Raw genomic sequence first — 15,127 nt, 5'->3', positions numbered from 1 at the left:
CCCGTTGATTGATTGGTCGCCTGCGGCTAACCATCACGCAGGGTTGGACAATTTGCAGAGGGATCTCGCTTGGACGCGATCGAAAAAGCGATCCGGAACGCCTTGGAAAAGGGCAATGCCGAGGACCGCGCGTTTCGCGAGAGGGTCTACCGGTCGGCCTTTGCCGCGCTCGACCGCGCGCTCCAGGCCAATCCCGGCGTGACAGTGGAAGTCGCCATCAAGCGCCGCAAGGCGATCCAGGCGAAGATCACCGAAATCGAATCCGAATTCCTGCCGGCGGTGCCGGACGTCGCCCCGCAGATCGACGCACCGGTGGCCGGGCCCACGGCCGGCGTAGCGCCGGCGGTCGAGACGGGACAGGAGGCGCCATCGCCCGCCTTTACCGTGGACGGGCCTGTACACCCGGCATCCGACGCGGCGCGCTCGCGCGTGCTGCCGGTCGTTCCCGACATCATGCCGGACGCTATCGACATCGCAGCCCCCGCCGCGCCGGGAGCAGCGACCGAAGTGGCGCCGGACCGCGATGAACGGCGCATTCGCGGACGACGCCTGCCGCTGACCGCGATCTTCTTCACGGTGACCCTGCTAGCAGCAATCGGCATCGGCCTGTTTTTCGCCATGCAGACCGGCGTATTCAAGACGGCGGCGCAGCTCAATACAGCGCCGCCGGAGGCGCCGCCGACCGTCGAGGGCGACGATTTCACGCCGGCCGACGGCGCCAACGCGCCGGCAAAGCCGGGCGCGCCGGACCAGTCGCGTGACTGGATCAATGTGTTCTCGCCGAACGACCCGACACATGTGGCCGCTCCCTCGGACGCCAAGGCAGAGGTGATGAAGGACGACACCGGCTCGTTCCTGCGTATCCAGTCCGGCGCCTCTGGTTCGGCGATCGTCTTCGACGTCGGACAGGGCGTGCTGGAGAAGCTCGCCGGCAAGCACGCGGTCTTCGACATCGTCGCCCGTGCCGAGGACGGCAAGGACACGCAGATCTCCGTCGATTGCAATTTCGGCGAGCTCGGCGACTGCGGCCGCAAGCGCTACGCGGTCGGCCAGCAGCGCAACGAATATTTGTTCGACGTGCAGTTCCCCAACAAGCATCCGGGCTCGGCCGGAACCATCGCCGTCAATTCCGATTTCGACAAACAAGGCAAGGCGGTCAACATCTACGAGATCCGCGTCTCGGTCGAGCCGTAGTTGCGAGCAGTCAGAGCGGTTCAGCGTTCGATAGAATCGTTGACTCGCTCTAACTCGTTGCCTTGGGTCATTCCGGGCGGAAAGCGGCTGCACACTGGAATTGCCCTAGCGGTCCAGCAGCGCCTGCAGCGTCTCGATGCGGTCGGCCTCGTTGGCCGGCTTGTCCCAGCGCAGCCGTGAGATGCGGGGAAAGCGCATGGCGACGCCGGATTTGTGCCGGGTCGAGCGGTTGAGCCCCTCGAAGGCGACTTCCAACACCAGGCCGTTGTCGCGGTCGGCCCGCACCGAGCGCACCGGCCCGAAACGTTCGACCGTGTTGTCCCGGACATATTTGTCGATCTGCTTCAGTTCCTCATCGGTGAAGCCGAAATAGGCCTTGCCGACTGGCACCAGTTCCTCCTCGCCCTCGGTTCCCGACCAGACGCCGAACGTGTAATCCGAGTAGAAGCTCGACCGCTTGCCGTGCCCGCGCTGGGCATACATCAGCACGGCGTCCACCGTGTGCGGATCGCGCTTCCATTTGAACCACGGGCCTTTGGGCCTCCCGGCGACATAGGGCGAATCCCAGCGCTTCAGCATCACGCCCTCGATGATCGGATGCGGCGGCAAACGGCGCAGGTCTTCAAGCGCCTGCCAATCCGTGAACGCCACGAAGGGCGACAGGTCGAAACGGCTCGGGTCGAGTGTCTTGACGAAGGCTTCGAGGCGGCCGCGCCGTTCGCGGAAGGGCAGTGCGCGCAAATCCTCGGCGCCGATCTGCAGCAAGTCGTAGCAGCGCATGAAGGCCGGATATTGCTGCTGCATCTTCGGCGTCACCGTCTTGCGGTTCAGCCGCTGCTGCAGGTCCGAAAAGGTTCCTGTCGCCTGTCGCGGGTCGCCGACCAGCAATTCGCCATCGAGCGCCGCGGAAAAATGCATGGCGTCGGCAAGATCGGGAAAAGCGCCGGAGACATCGTCGCCCGTCCGCGAATAAAGCCGGCGGATGCCCCCTTCCGCTACCGCCTGCACACGGATGCCGTCCCATTTCCATTCGGCCGCATAATCCACGGGGTCGAGCTTTTCGAGATCGCCGTCGCCGACCGGGTTCGACAGCATAACCGGGCGGAACAGCGCCATCGCCGTGTTCCGAGGCTTGTCGGCCTTGCCTTCCAGCCAGGCGAACAGCGCGGTGTAGGGCGGCGACAGGCCGTGCCAGAGCTCCTCGATCTCGGCGACATCGACCTCGCCGAGATCCGCCAGCGCCCGTTTGGCGAGCCGCGCCGAGACGCCGATGCGCAGGCCTCCGGTGACCAGCTTGATGATGGCGAAGCGCGCCGAGATGCCAGCGCTGTCGAGCAGCCCCGCCAGCACCTTCGGTCCGTCGGATCGGCTCGCCGCCTGCAGTTTGGCCACGACCTCGCCAAGCGTCGGCTCGCGGTTCGGGATTTTGCCGGGTGTTTGCGGCCAGACCAGCGACACCGTCTCGGCGAGATCGCCGACATAGTCGTAGGAATAGCCGAACAGCACAGGGTCCATGCGTTCGGTGACCAGCATGCGCAGCATCGCCGGTTTGACCGCCGCGATTTTGAGATCGCCGGTGATCGCGGCCACCGCCAGGCCGCGATCCGGATCCTCGACGCTGCGGAAATAATCGGTGAGCAAAGTGAGCTTGCCGTTGCGCGACGGGGTCAGCACAAGGCGGTCGAGGAGTTCGGCGAAGCGGTTCATGCCGTCAATCGCCCTCGTCCTCATAGCCCACCAGATGCAGCGGCCGGGCGGCGATGCCTTCGAGTTCGCACCAGCGCACCAGCGCTTCCTCGCGGCCATGCGTGACCCAGACCTCCTCGGCGCCAGTCTCCTTGATGGTGGCGGTCAGCTCGTCCCAGTCGGCATGGTCCGATATGATCAGCGGCAGTTCGACGCCGCCTTGCTTGGCGCGCTGGCGGATGCGCATCCAGCCCGACGCGAAGCACGAGATCGGATCGGGGAAGCGCCGCGCCCAGCGGTCGGCGAAGGCCGCTGGCGGCCCGACCACGATGGCGCCGGCGAAGTCTTGCCTGCCGCCTTCCACCGTCGCCGGTTCCAGCGTTCCCAGATCGATGCCCTGGCTCTGGTAATAGTCGCTGAGCCTGGCCAGCGCGCCATGGATGTAGAGCGGCCTGTCGTAGCCGGCATCGCGCAACAGCCGCATCACGCGCTGCGCCTTGCCCAGCGCATAGGCGCCGACCAGGTGCGAGCGTTCGGGAAACTGCGCCGCCGATTTCAAAAGGCGGGCGATCTCTTCGGTATCGGGTGGATGGCGAAACACCGGCAGGCCGAAGGTCGCCTCGGTAATGAACACGTCGCAGCGGATCGGCTCGAACGGCGCGCAGGTCGCATCCTTCTGACGCTTGTAGTCGCCGGAAGCGACGATGCGCGTGCCCTGATGCTCAACGGAGATCTGCGCCGAGCCCAGCACATGGCCGGCCGGATGGAAGCTCACGCTGACACCGCCGAGGACGATCGTCTCGCCGAGGCGCGCCGCTTGGCGGATGCCGGCAAAATCCTCGCCATAGCGCAGGCCCATAATGTCGAGCGTCTGCTGCGTCGCCAGCACCGAGCGGTGGCCCGAGCGCGCATGGTCGGAATGGCCGTGGGTGATCAGCGCCCGGTTCACCGGCCGCACCGGATCGATGAAGAAATCGCCGGGCGGGCAGTAGAGGCCCTCGGGCCGGGGATGAAGCAGGTCGCTGGCGCGCATCGTCCCAAGATAGGATATAATTCCGCCACGGGAAGCCTGTCACCGGAGACTGCTGACTCCTCGGCAAAGGATACGCAATTCGGTTCAGCTTCGACATGTTTTGCTCTACATGGACATGCAGCCGGACGCCTCCGCCGGTGGAACCATCATCATGAAACCGCTTCAGACCTCGTCGGGCGACCTGAACGCCGATCGTCGTGCCGACTATGCCGAGATGCTCTTTGCCTCGGGCGATCACGCGGAGGCGGCCGAGCTGCTGCTTGGTGCGCTGGACCTGGCGCCGCGATGGGCCATGGGCTGGTTTCGCCTTGGCGAGATGCAGGAAGCCGCCGGCAGGCCTGACCTCGCGGCGCAGGCCTGGACGACATCGCTGAAACTGGACCCCGCCGATCGCCAGGGCGCGGCCCTCAAATTGCAGTTGATCGGCAGGGGGCCGGTTGCCACCGCGCCGCCCAGTGCCTTCGTCGAAACGCTTTTCGATCATTATGCCGAGACATTCGAGGAGATGCTGGTCGGCAAGCTCGACTACCGGCTGCCCGGTGTGCTCGACGCCATCATCCGCCAGACAGAGCCGGGGCGCTTCCGCCTGGCGCTCGACCTCGGCTGCGGCACCGGCCTGATGGGCGAGAGGCTGAGGCCGATTGTCGACCGGCTGGAAGGAGTCGACATCTCCGCCAGCATGTTGAGGAAAGCGCGGGCAAAAGGCGTTTATGACGCGCTGACCAAAGCGGATCTGCAGCGATTTTCCTATCCGGGCGAGAAGGCCGATCTGGTGACATCAGCCGATGTTCTGATCTACATCGGCGCGCTGGAGGGCATCGTGGCGACAGTTGCCAGCCTGCTCGCCGGCGGTGGCCTGTTTGTCTTCTCGGTCGAGAGCCTGGATGGCGGCGATTTCGCTCTGCAACCCTCCCGGCGCTATGCACACTCGGATAGCTACGTCAGGCGCATACTCGAGGCCAATGGATTTTCGATCCTGACACTGAAACCGACAACCATCCGGCAGGATCGCCGCCAGCCCGTCAACGGGCTGGCGGTCGTGGCCCGAAAAGGTCACGCCGCATGATTTGTGGATGGTCGTCATGCGGTGACGCTGCTGCGAAAAAGTCGGATTTGCGTGCGCGACTGATATTTGCGATCTGGTCGCATCAGGGCGGGATATCTGGAGGAGCATATCAGATGCGCTGGAACATGATGGTCTTGGCATCTTGCCTGGCGACGGCCGGCTGCGTGGGCAATTCGATGTCGGAGCGCCAGGACGCCAACATCCAGTCTTCGCTGCAGTATGACAGCGTGCCATGCGATCAACTGCTGGCGCAGCGCAATGGGCTGGCGCAGCAATACCACCTCCCGACGACCGCGAAGCCGACCTTCTCCAATCCCGCCATGGGCTTCGGCCCGTTCACGCCCGACATACGCTCCAAGGCCCAGCGCGACAGCGACAAGGCGTCAGGCGAGATCGATGCCATGAACCGGTCCATCGACCGCCGCGACTGCGGCAAGCCGGACAAGCAGAAGAAGCTCGCGCTGCCTGGCTAACCTGACCAGGCGAGGGTAAAGTCCAGCTAATATCCCGCCTTGCGGTCCACCAGATTGTCCAGCTTTTCGCCGCGCTCGAAGGCGTCCATCTGGCGCAGCATGATCGGCGCCAGATGGACCGGATCGGAGGTCGCCGCGGCGTGCGGCGTGACGAACACTTTCGGATGCTTCCACAGCGGGCTGGTCTTCGGCAGCGGTTCGACCTCGAAGACGTCGAGGCTTGCCTCCTTCAGCGTGCCGTCGTCCAGCGCCCGCACGATGTCGGTGTCCTTCTGCAGGCGGCCGCGTCCGGCATTGATCAGCACCGAGCCGCCGAGGCCGTTGCGTTTCCTCAGTTCCTTCAGCACGCCATAGTTGATTATGCCCTGCGTGTCCGGCGTCAGCGGCAAAAGCACAACCAGTATATCGGTCGCCTTGAGGAACGGGATCAATCCGGCCTCGCCGCAATAGGTCGCGACCCCTTGCATCGGCCGGTCGGTGCGCGACCAGCCATTGACCGCGAAGCCGAGCGACAGAAGCACCGAGGCCGCGGCGCGGCCGAGATTGCCGAGCCCCATAATGCCGACGGAAATGTCCTCGGCCGGCCGTTGCTGCGCCTCGCGCCAGATCTTCTTCGGCTGCTGCGACCGGTAGAGCAGGCCCTGACGATGATGGTCGAGCACCCGCCAGACGACATACTCGGTCATGTATTGGGTGAGGTTGTCGGCGACGACTCTGACGATCGGCACATCGGGCAGGCCGGGGTCGGCGAAGATATGGTCGACGCCGGCGCCGATCGAGAAGATGGCGCGCAGATTGGGCAGCGACGCCAGAATATTCGGCTTCTGCTTCCACACCACCGCATAGGTGATCGATGGATCCTTGGCGCCATCCGGCTCCAGCACCACCTCGCGCTCGGCCGACAACAGGTCGCGCCAGCGCTGCGGATGAAAGCCGGTGACGGCAAGCAGGATGCGGCCTTTTTCCATCGTGGTTCGTCTAGTCCCTTTTATGCCAATCACTCGCTGACGATGCCGGTTGGCGCCGTCTCTATCTTGAAGGCTGCCGAGATGAGCGCCCGAGTATAGTCCGTTTGCGGCTTTCCAAAAATCTGTTCGGAAGGACCGGCTTCGACGATCTGGCCGTTGCGCATGACGATGACGTCGTTGGCCAGCGCCCGGATGACCTTGAGGTCATGGCTGATGAAAAGATAGGCGAGGTCGTGCTTGGCCTGCAGGCTGCGCAAGAGGTCGACGACCTGTGCCTGCACGCTCATGTCGAGCGCCGATGTCGGCTCGTCCAGCATGACGAAACGCGGGTTGAGCACCATGGCGCGGGCGATCGCGACACGCTGGCGCTGGCCGCCGGAAAACTCGTGCGGATAGCGGTTGCGGGTCGCCGGATCGAGGCCGACCTCCTGCAGCACGGCGGCCACCTTGTCGTCGCGCTGGTCCGGTGAAAGCCTCGGTTCGTGGATCTTCAGGCCTTCCTCGATGATCTCGGCGATCGACATGCGCGGGCTGAGCGAGCCGAACGGGTCCTGGAAGACGATCTGCAATTCGCGCCTGAGCGGCCTCATGGCGTTGAAAGTGAGCTGGTTGATGTCGCGCCCGTTGAACTGGATGGTTCCGGTCGAGGAGATCATGCGCGCCAGCGCCAGGCCGAGCGTCGTTTTGCCCGATCCGGATTCGCCGACCACGCCCAGCGTCTGGCCGGCGCGCACGGTGACGTCGATGCCGTCGACCGCCTTCACATGATCGACCGTGCGGCGGAAGAAGCCCTGTTTGATCGGAAACCAGACCTTGATGTCCTTGCCCGTCATCACCGCCTTGGCGCCGGCATTGGCGGCCGGCGGCTTGCCCTTTGGCTCGGCGGCCAGGAGGTGACGCGTATAGGGGTGCTGGGGGTTGGTGAAGATGTCCTTGGTCGGTCCCGTCTCGACGATCTTGCCCTTGGTCATCACGCAGACCCGGTCGGCGATCTTGCGCACGATGCCGAGATCATGGGTGATGAACAGCATCGACATGCCCTTGCGGCTCTTGAGGCCGGCCAGCAGTTCCAGGATCTGCGCCTGGACGGTGACGTCGAGCGCCGTCGTCGGCTCGTCGGCGATCAGGAGTTCCGGTTCGTTGGCCAGCGCCATGGCGATCATGACGCGCTGGCGCTGGCCGCCGGACAATTGGTGCGGATAGGCGTCGAGCCGCTTCTGCGGATCGCGGATGCCGACCTCGTTGAGCAGCGCAAGCGTGCGCGCCTTGGCCGGGCGGTCGGCCATGCCCTGGTGCAGCTTCAGGATCTCGACGATCTGCTGCTCGATCGTATGCAGCGGATTGAGCGAGGTCATCGGCTCCTGGAAGATCATGGTGATCTTGTTGCCGCGCACCTGGCGCAACTGCTTCTCGTTCATCGCCAGCAGGTCGGCGCCCTGGAACAGGATCTTGCCCGAGGGATGGCTGGCGCTGGGATAGGGCAGCAGCTTCAGCACCGACAGCGCCGAGACCGACTTGCCGGAGCCGGATTCGCCGACCAGCGCCACCGTCTCGCCCTCGGCGATATCGAAGGAGATATGGTCGACGGCGACGGACTGGCCGCCGCCCTGCCTGAAGGCGACGCTGAGGTCCTGTACGCTGAGCAGGGGAGCACTCATCCCTCGATTTCCGAGATAGCTTTGTCCAAGGCGGAAATCTCCGGTCGCATGATCGAAATTTCCGCTGTCAATTGAGGAGGAACGAGTCGATCTGGCGCGAGAGAATAGGCATCTTTCAACCTGGTATCGGCAGTCAGGAATTGCGTGCAGCCGAAGTGCATGGCCGCGGCAAGGTGAATCGCATCCGGTAGCCTGAGAGAAACGAATTTCGAACGGAGCTGTGCCGCGTGCCACAGAACCTCGCGAGTTACCGTCCCAACTAAGACAAAGGCGTTGCCAATCGAAATATTGTCATAGAGCTCGACAAGCGACTCGTTGCCTTTTTTCAGAGGATCAACCATCAACTCTGCCAACACGATCTCGCTTGTCGCGAGGAAAGGCTGCTGTCTACCCCCGTTCAATGAAATGAGCTGAAGCAGCTTTTTTGCGAGTGCATCATTGTTTTCAAAAGCGTAGACGAAAATGTTCGTATCGATATAAAGCCGGAAGGCGGCCATCAATCCTCCCATTCATCACGGAGGGCACGAACGCGCGCGACAGCTTCTTCGAGGCTCGTTCCCGGCGCGCTGGCCTGAGCATTTTGCATAAGTTCAAGCAATTGTTCGCGGCTGAGAGGCCTTTTGGCTTCCTCTTCTACAGTAACCGTGACCGAGGCACCCAGGGCTATACCCGATCGCAATTCATCGGGGAGTTTCGATGCCGGATAATGCTCAAGGATGACCTTATTCATAGCGAGGTCCTCTCATGGGGGGCGGCGTGGCTGCCACTTGTGATTCGCCGGTCACTGCCACCAGTCGTTTCGCCAATTGACGCATACGGCCGCTTTTATGCGAATTGCCACACCGAGAATATAACATTCCGAATGCCGGTTTGCCTCTCATTTGAACGTCTTGCGCGGATCGAAGGCATCGCGCGTCGCCTCGCCGACGAAGACCAGCAGCGACAGCATCAGCGAGATGACGACGAAACCGGAAATGCCGAGCCACGGCGCGTTGAGGTTGCGCTGCGCCTGTTTCAGCAGTTCGCCGAGCGAGGCCGAGCCGGGCGGCAGACCGAAGCCGAGATAGTCGAGCGAGGTCAGCGTCGAGATCGAGCCCGAGAGCAGAAAGGGCAGGAAGGTCAATGTCGCCACCATGGCATTGGGCAGCAGATGCCGGAACATGATGGTGCGGTTGGGCACGCCGAGCGCGCGCGCCGCGTTGACATATTCGAAGTTGCGCGCGCGCAGGAACTCGGCCCGCACCACGCCGACCAGCGCCACCCAGGAGAACAAGAGCATCAGGCCGAGCAGGATGAAGAACCCCGGCGGCAGAATGGCGGCGACGATGAGCAGCAGATAGAGCACGGGTATAGCCGACCAGATTTCGATGAAGCGCTGGAACAGCAGATCCGTCCAGCCGCCGAAATAGCCCTGCACGGCACCGGCTCCGACGCCGATCAAGGCCGACCCGGCGGTCAGGACCAGGCCGAACAGCACCGAAATGCGAAAACCGTAGATGACGCGCGCCAACACGTCGCGCGCCTGGTCGTCGGTGCCCAGCCAGTTCCAGTTGCCGACAATGCAGGCAGGATCATCAGCCCCTTTCGGATACTGGTTGCAGCGCGTCTTGGCGTCATACCGCCAGGACGGCTTTGCGGGTGCGGCTTCGGGAATGGCGTTGTTGACGGTCTGGTAGGAGTAGCGGATCGGCGGCCAGATCATCCAGCCATTGGCGTTGATCTCGTCCTGGATCACCGGATCGCGATAGTCGGTGACGGCGTAGAAGCCGCCGAACTTTTCTTCCGGATAGGCCACCAGCACCGGAAACAGGATCTCGCCCTTGTAGGAGGCGACGATCGGTTTGTCGTTGGCGATGAATTCGGCAAACAGCGACAGCACGAACAGGACGAGGAAAATCCACAACGACCAGAAGCCGCGCCGGTTGGCCTTGAAATTCTGCAAGCGGCGCTTGTTGAGCGGCGACAGAAACGGCCGTGGGATCCGCACCGGTACCGCGCCGGCAGTAACGCTTGCCTCCGACATCAGACGTCTCTCCGCTCGAAATCGATGCGCGGATCGACCCAGGTGTAGATGAGGTCGGACAGCAATCCGATGAACAGTCCGAGAAGCGAGAAGATGTAGAGGTTGGCGAACACCACCGGATAATCACGCTCGACCACCGACCTGAAGCCGAGCAGGCCGAGGCCGTCGAGAGAGAAGATGTTCTCGATCAGCAGCGAACCGGTGAAGAAGGCCGAGATGAAGGCGCCCGGAAAGCCGGCGATGACGATCAGCATGGCATTGCGGAACACGTGGCCGTAAAGCACCTGCCTTTCCGACAGGCCCTTGGCGCGCGCGGTCACCACATACTGCTTGCGGATTTCCTCCAGGAACGAGTTCTTGGTCAGCAGCGTCGTCGTGGCGAAGGCCGACAGCACCAGCGCCGTCAGCGGCAGGGTCATGTGCCAGAAATAGTCGACGATCTTGCCCGGCCATGACAACTGGTCCCAATTGTCCGAGACGATGCCGCGCAGCGGGAACCAGTCCCAGAAGGATCCGCCGGCAAACAGCACCATCAACAGGATGCCGAACAGGAAGCCTGGAATGGCGTAGCCGACAATGACGACGCCGCTGGTCCAGACGTCGAACGGGCTGCCGTCCTTGACCGCCTTGCGGATGCCGAGCGGGATTGAGATCAGGTAGGACAGCAGCGTGATCCAAAGTCCGATCGAAATCGAAACGGGCATTTTCTCAAGGATCAGATTGAGCACCGAAATATCGCGGAAATAGCTGTTGCCGAAGTCGAAACGGGCATAGTTCCAGAGCATCATGCCGAAGCGCTCGAGCGGCGGCTTGTCGAAGCCGAATTGCTTTTCCAGCTTCTTAATGAATTCTGGATCGAGTCCCTGGGCGCCGCGATATTTCGAGCCGACGTCGCCGGCGGCGTCGAAATTGGAACCGCCCGTATCGCCGCCACCGCCGCCGAGGCGGTCGCTGCCGCCCTGGTTGGTCAGCTTCGCGATGACCTGTTCGACCGGGCCGCCCGGTGCGAACTGGATGACGGCGAAGGAGATCGCCATGATGCCGAACAGAGTCGGGATCATCAAAAGGATGCGGCGCAGGATATAGGCGCCCATCAGGCTTCCTGCCCTCTTTGGACTGATATCTCAGCCTTTGCCAATTTTTGCCGCCTTGTCTTTATCGACCCACCACAGCGCCTCGACCGGAAAACCGAAATCGGGCTTCTGCTTGGGAAAGCCGAACATATCCCAATAGGCGCTTCGGTGATTCGCCAGGAACCAACTAGGAATCCAATCGCACCGCGCGCGCAAGACCCGGTCGAGTGCCCGCATCGCGACTGTCAGGCTTTCACGGTCCTTGGCTGCCCCAACCGCATCGATCAGCGTGTCTATAGCGGGGTTTGACACGCCTGGCAGGTTGCGCGAGCCGGAAAGGTTGGCGGTTCTGGAGTGGAAGAAGACTTCGAGATCGTCGCGCGTCGGCGTCGCGCTGAACGAGAAAGCGGCCGACAGCAGATCGAAATCGAATGTCGCCTGCCTCGCCTGGTATTGCGCCGAATCCACCAGCCGGATCGTGGCGTCGATGCCGATCGCCTTCATGTTGGCGACCCAGGGCGAATAGACCTGCACGAAGGTATCGTCGTCCACCATGAATTCCGCCGAAAGCCTGCCGCCCTTCTCATTGACGACGAAATCGCCCGTCCGCTTCCAGCCCGCTGCATTGAGAAGCTTTGCCGCCTGGCCAAGCAGCTTGCGGTCGCGGCCGGATCCGTCGGACGCGGGCTGCGTCACCGCCTCGCCGAAGACTTCCGGCGGAAGCTGGCTGCGCAACGGCTCCAGCAGGGTCAGTTCCTGCGGCGATGGCAGCCCTTCGGCACGGAAGTCGGATTTCTCGAAGCAGGATTGCGAACGCTCGTAGGAGCCGTAGAAGAAGTTGCGCCGCGTCCATTCGAAATCGAAGCAGAGCGCGATCGCCTGGCGCACGCGCGGGTCGCGAAACTGTTCGCGTCGCTGGTTGACCGCCGTCCCCTGCATTGTCGGCCGCTTTTCGGCGGGGAATTCGTGCTTGACGACCTTGCCGGCGGTCAGGGCTGGAAAGTCGTAGGCGGTCGCCCAGACGCGCGAGGTGAATTCCTCGCGATAGGTAATTTCGCCTTTCTTGAAGGCTTCGAAGCCGGCCATGCGGTTCTGGTAGAACTCTATGCGGATGCGGTCGAAATTGTTCTGGCCACGATTGACCGGGAGGTCGCGGCCCCAATGGTCCACCACCCGGTCATATTCGATCCAGGCGCCGGCGGAGAAGCGCCCGACCTTGTAGGCGCCGGAGCCGAGCGGCGGGTTCAACTGCGAGGAGTCGAACGGATTGGCCGTGTAGAAGGCCTTCGACAGGATCGGGAACTCCACGACATTGAGCACGGTGCGGGCCGATTGCTTGCCGGAAAAGGTAAGCCGCAGCGTGCGGTCGTCGACAGCAAGGGCATCGACCATATGGGTCAGCGACAGTGACAGGTCGGGGTGACCCTTGTCCTTGTAGAGCTTGAAGGTGAAGGCTGCGTCCCGCGCCGTCAGCGGCGTGCCGTCATGGAAGCGCGCTTCGGGGCGAAGCGAGAAGGTGAAGGCGTTGCGGTCGTCGGACAGCGTCACGCCGTCGGCGATCTGGCCATAGACGGCGTCGGGTTCGTCGAGCGCGCGCACCATCAGCCCGTCGAAGCACATTTCCATGCGCGGCGGCGCATCGCCCTTGTCCACGAAGGAGTTCAGCGTGTTGAAGGTCTGCGTATCCTGGTTGTAGCCCCAGTTCGGCGGCGCGAAATTGAAGATCCCACCAGCCGGTGCTTCGACATTGACATAGTCGAAATGGGTGAAATCCGGCTTGTATTTCAGGTCGCCGAAGGCAGACAGGCCGTGCAGTTTGGTGCCTGTCGCGATGTCGGCGAAGGCTTTTGCGGGCAGCAGAGTCGCGGCGGCGGCAGCCGCGCCAAGCGCGAGGAAGTCGCGGCGGGGAAGAGCCGCCATCAATTACCGCCTTTGTATTTGGCCGCCAGCGCCTTCTCCTTGTCGAGGTCGATCCACCACGAATCGATATCGGCACCGACATAGGCGGGCTGCTTGTCGGGGAACTTGAACTTGTCCCAATAGGCCAGCCAAACCGCGGACCGATGGTATTGCGGCACCACGTAGAAGTTCCACAGCAGGACGCGGTCGAGCGCATGGGTGGCGGCGACGAGATCATCGCGGTCGGTGGCGAAGATGATGCGGTCGACCAGCGCGTCGACGGTGGGCTCCTTGATGCCCATCAGATTGCGCGAACCAGGTGCGTCGGCGGCCTTCGAGCTCCAGAAATCGCGCTGCTCGTTGCCAGGTGAGTCCGACTGGCCGAACAGGCCCGTGACGACATCGAAATCGAAGTTGTTGACGCGGTTGATGTATTGCGTCTGATCGATGATGCGGAGCGAGGCGTCGACACCGATCTTGCGCAGATTGGCGATATAGGGACTGGCGATCACCTGGTCGGTATCATTCCAGCCGAGAATCTCGAACTTGAACGGAGCGCCTGTCTTGGCGTTGACCATCTTGCCGCCCTTGATGACCCAGCCGGCCTTGGCGAAGAGATCGACCGCCTGCTTCAGATACTTTCGCTCCGCTTGCGGGGAGTCGTAGACGGGCAGCTTGAATTCCTGCGTGAAGAGTTCTGGCGGCAACTTGTCGCGATATTTTTCCAGGATTTCCAGTTCCTTGCCTTGCGGCAAGCCGCTGGATGCCAGTTCGGTCCCCTGGAAATAGCTGGATGTGCGGGTATTGAAGCCGAAGAACAAGGTGCGATTCATGCTCTCGAAATCGAACGGGATGGTCAGTGCCTCCCGGACCAGCCGGTCCTGGAACAACGGCCGCCGCTGGTTCAGGACAAAGCCCTGCATTGGTTGTGGCGACTGGGTCTGAAAATCCTTCTTGATGACGTCGCCGGCCTGGATGGCTGGGAAATTGTAGGCCGTCGCCCATTTGCGGGAGCTGTACTCGCGGTTGATATCTTCCAGGCCGCCCTTGGTGAAGGCAAGCCAGGCGGCATTGTCGTCGAGGATATAGGTGTATCGGCGCGTGTCGAAATTCTCGCGGCCGATCTTCACCGGCAGTTTGGCGCCCCAATAGTCCGGCACGCGCTGCCAGACGATTTCCGAGCCCGGCTTGAAGCTGGCGATCTTGTAGGCCGCCGAGCCGAGCGGGATTTCCAGCGTCGGCTTGGTGACGTCTCGCTTCTTGCCGTTGGCATCCGTGCCTTCCCACCAGTGCTTCGGCAGCACCGCGAGGTCGCCGATGATCTTCGGCAGCTCGCGGTTGCCCTTCTGGTTGAAACGGAACTCGACCTCGTGGTCGGAGACCGCGACCGCATCGGTGACGTTCTCGAAATAACGACTGTATTGCGGGCTGTTCGCCTTCAGCACCTGGAACGACCAGATCACGTCATCGACGGTGATCGGCTGGCCGTCATGCCATTTCGCGCGCGGGTCGAGCCGGTAGGTCGCAGAGGAATAATCGGCTGGGTATTTGTAGGCGTCGGCAATCAGCGGATGGCTAGTGCTGCCCTCATCGGTCGCCTGCTCCATCAGCGTGTCGTAGAGCAGGCCGCCACCGAATCCGACCAGGCCGGCCGCCGGCGATCCCTGGACGATATAGGGGTTGAAGCTGTCATAGGTGCCGAGCAGCACCGAATTCAATGTGCCACCCTTGGGCGCGTTGGGGTTGACATAGTCATAGTGCTGGAAGTTGTCGCCGTATTTGGATTGGCCGATCAGCGATGAGGTGGTCCGCCACTCGTCGGCTAGGGTCGTCTGCAACCCTGCCGCCAGCAGGGCCGCCGCCAGCAGCGACTTGAGAAGCATTCGGCCAACCGTCATGCACCATCCTCTTCGCGATACGTGCCAGATCATCCAGAAGGAGTGATCCTAGATGATTTGGCGCTCGTGAAAACCGCAATGCGCCGGCTTTGTCGCCGCACCGTGCGTTTTCTCGACAAAAAAGCCGGGCTGAACCCGGCTTTTTCAAGATCATGA

General features: G+C 62.6%; 13 protein-coding genes. 3 read left to right on the top strand and 10 right to left on the bottom strand.

Annotated features, from left to right (window positions below; all coding sequences use genetic code 11):
- Nucleotides 1-69: 69 nt before the first annotated feature.
- Complete coding sequence (locus tag FJ930_RS20345; RefSeq protein WP_141839850.1) at nt 70-1,194, top strand: hypothetical protein; 1,125 nt, start codon at nt 70-72, stop codon at nt 1,192-1,194.
- 105 nt (nt 1,195-1,299) lie between these two features.
- Here the strand turns inward: FJ930_RS20345 and FJ930_RS20340 are convergent, their stop codons facing one another.
- The gene (locus FJ930_RS20340; RefSeq protein ID WP_141839849.1) at nt 1,300-2,901 is read right to left on the bottom strand and encodes a cisplatin damage response ATP-dependent DNA ligase; all 1,602 of its coding nucleotides are present in this window, start codon (nt 2,899-2,901) and stop codon (nt 1,300-1,302) included.
- Nucleotides 2,902-2,905: 4 nt separating this feature from the next.
- A complete protein-coding gene (locus FJ930_RS20335; protein ID WP_141839848.1) occupies nt 2,906-3,913 on the bottom strand; it encodes a ligase-associated DNA damage response exonuclease in 1,008 nt (335 codons plus the stop codon).
- A gap of 151 nt (nt 3,914-4,064) precedes the next feature.
- On the opposite strand from FJ930_RS20335, the gene FJ930_RS20330 reads away from it, so the two are divergent.
- On the top strand, nt 4,065-4,979 hold the full coding sequence (locus FJ930_RS20330; RefSeq protein WP_141839847.1) for a class I SAM-dependent methyltransferase: 915 nt from the start codon (nt 4,065-4,067) through the stop codon (nt 4,977-4,979).
- 113 nt (nt 4,980-5,092) lie between these two features.
- Complete coding sequence (locus FJ930_RS20325; RefSeq protein ID WP_141839846.1) at nt 5,093-5,452, top strand: hypothetical protein; 360 nt, start codon at nt 5,093-5,095, stop codon at nt 5,450-5,452.
- A gap of 26 nt (nt 5,453-5,478) precedes the next feature.
- On the opposite strand, the gene FJ930_RS20320 is transcribed toward FJ930_RS20325, so the two are convergent.
- The 8 genes from FJ930_RS20320 to FJ930_RS20285 all read right to left on the bottom strand — a co-directional run bounded on the left by FJ930_RS20320 (nt 5,479) and on the right by FJ930_RS20285 (nt 14,971).
- The gene (locus tag FJ930_RS20320) at nt 5,479-6,420 is read right to left on the bottom strand and encodes a glyoxylate/hydroxypyruvate reductase A (protein WP_141839845.1); all 942 of its coding nucleotides are present in this window, start codon (nt 6,418-6,420) and stop codon (nt 5,479-5,481) included.
- Between the two features lie 29 nt (nt 6,421-6,449).
- Nucleotides 6,450-8,078 carry an ABC transporter ATP-binding protein gene (locus FJ930_RS20315; RefSeq protein ID WP_141839844.1) on the bottom strand — a complete coding sequence of 543 codons (1,629 nt, stop codon included), beginning with the start codon at nt 8,076-8,078 and terminating at the stop codon, nt 6,450-6,452.
- Nucleotides 8,075-8,575 carry a PIN domain-containing protein gene (locus FJ930_RS20310; RefSeq protein ID WP_141839843.1) on the bottom strand — a complete coding sequence of 167 codons (501 nt, stop codon included), beginning with the start codon at nt 8,573-8,575 and terminating at the stop codon, nt 8,075-8,077. The genes FJ930_RS20315 and FJ930_RS20310 overlap by 4 nt, the downstream gene beginning before the upstream one ends.
- The gene (locus FJ930_RS20305) at nt 8,575-8,808 is read right to left on the bottom strand and encodes a hypothetical protein (protein ID WP_140744234.1); all 234 of its coding nucleotides are present in this window, start codon (nt 8,806-8,808) and stop codon (nt 8,575-8,577) included. The genes FJ930_RS20310 and FJ930_RS20305 overlap by 1 nt, the downstream gene beginning before the upstream one ends.
- Nucleotides 8,809-8,955: 147 nt before the next feature.
- A complete protein-coding gene (locus FJ930_RS20300; protein WP_141839842.1) occupies nt 8,956-10,101 on the bottom strand; it encodes an ABC transporter permease in 1,146 nt (381 codons plus the stop codon).
- On the bottom strand, nt 10,101-11,195 hold the full coding sequence (locus FJ930_RS20295) for a microcin C ABC transporter permease YejB (RefSeq protein WP_140744232.1): 1,095 nt from the start codon (nt 11,193-11,195) through the stop codon (nt 10,101-10,103). The genes FJ930_RS20300 and FJ930_RS20295 overlap by 1 nt, the downstream gene beginning before the upstream one ends.
- Before the next feature lie 30 nt (nt 11,196-11,225).
- Nucleotides 11,226-13,094 (bottom strand): extracellular solute-binding protein, encoded by a 1,869-nt coding sequence (locus FJ930_RS20290; protein ID WP_141839841.1) that lies wholly within the window; start codon nt 13,092-13,094, stop codon nt 11,226-11,228.
- Nucleotides 13,094-14,971, bottom strand: a complete 1,878-nt coding sequence (locus tag FJ930_RS20285; RefSeq protein WP_141839840.1) for an extracellular solute-binding protein — start codon at nt 14,969-14,971, stop codon at nt 13,094-13,096. The genes FJ930_RS20290 and FJ930_RS20285 overlap by 1 nt, the downstream gene beginning before the upstream one ends.
- Between the last annotated feature and the right edge of the window lie 156 nt (nt 14,972-15,127).

The organism is Mesorhizobium sp. B2-4-15 (assembly GCF_006658505.1).
GTDB lineage: Bacteria > Pseudomonadota > Alphaproteobacteria > Rhizobiales > Rhizobiaceae > Mesorhizobium.
This window is presented reverse-complemented; position numbering and strand designations above follow the sequence as displayed.

What these genes read in the sequence shown, in the direction of transcription:
- FJ930_RS20340 (WP_141839849.1), bottom strand. Translation starts at nt 2,901, where the DNA reads ATGAACCGCTTCGCCGAACTCCTCGACCGCCTTGTGCTGACCCCGTCG.
- FJ930_RS20335 (WP_141839848.1), bottom strand. Translation starts at nt 3,913, where the DNA reads ATGCGCGCCAGCGACCTGCTTCATCCCCGGCCCGAGGGCCTCTACTGC.
- FJ930_RS20330 (WP_141839847.1), top strand. Translation starts at nt 4,065, where the DNA reads ATGAAACCGCTTCAGACCTCGTCGGGCGACCTGAACGCCGATCGTCGT.
- FJ930_RS20325 (WP_141839846.1), top strand. Translation starts at nt 5,093, where the DNA reads ATGCGCTGGAACATGATGGTCTTGGCATCTTGCCTGGCGACGGCCGGC.
- FJ930_RS20320 (WP_141839845.1), bottom strand. Translation starts at nt 6,420, where the DNA reads ATGGAAAAAGGCCGCATCCTGCTTGCCGTCACCGGCTTTCATCCGCAG.
- FJ930_RS20315 (WP_141839844.1), bottom strand. Translation starts at nt 8,078, where the DNA reads ATGAGTGCTCCCCTGCTCAGCGTACAGGACCTCAGCGTCGCCTTCAGG.
- FJ930_RS20310 (WP_141839843.1), bottom strand. Translation starts at nt 8,575, where the DNA reads ATGGCCGCCTTCCGGCTTTATATCGATACGAACATTTTCGTCTACGCT.
- FJ930_RS20305 (WP_140744234.1), bottom strand. Translation starts at nt 8,808, where the DNA reads ATGAATAAGGTCATCCTTGAGCATTATCCGGCATCGAAACTCCCCGAT.
- FJ930_RS20300 (WP_141839842.1), bottom strand. Translation starts at nt 10,101, where the DNA reads ATGTCGGAGGCAAGCGTTACTGCCGGCGCGGTACCGGTGCGGATCCCA.
- FJ930_RS20295 (WP_140744232.1), bottom strand. Translation starts at nt 11,195, where the DNA reads ATGGGCGCCTATATCCTGCGCCGCATCCTTTTGATGATCCCGACTCTG.
- FJ930_RS20290 (WP_141839841.1), bottom strand. Translation starts at nt 13,094, where the DNA reads ATGGCGGCTCTTCCCCGCCGCGACTTCCTCGCGCTTGGCGCGGCTGCC.
- FJ930_RS20285 (WP_141839840.1), bottom strand. Translation starts at nt 14,971, where the DNA reads ATGACGGTTGGCCGAATGCTTCTCAAGTCGCTGCTGGCGGCGGCCCTG.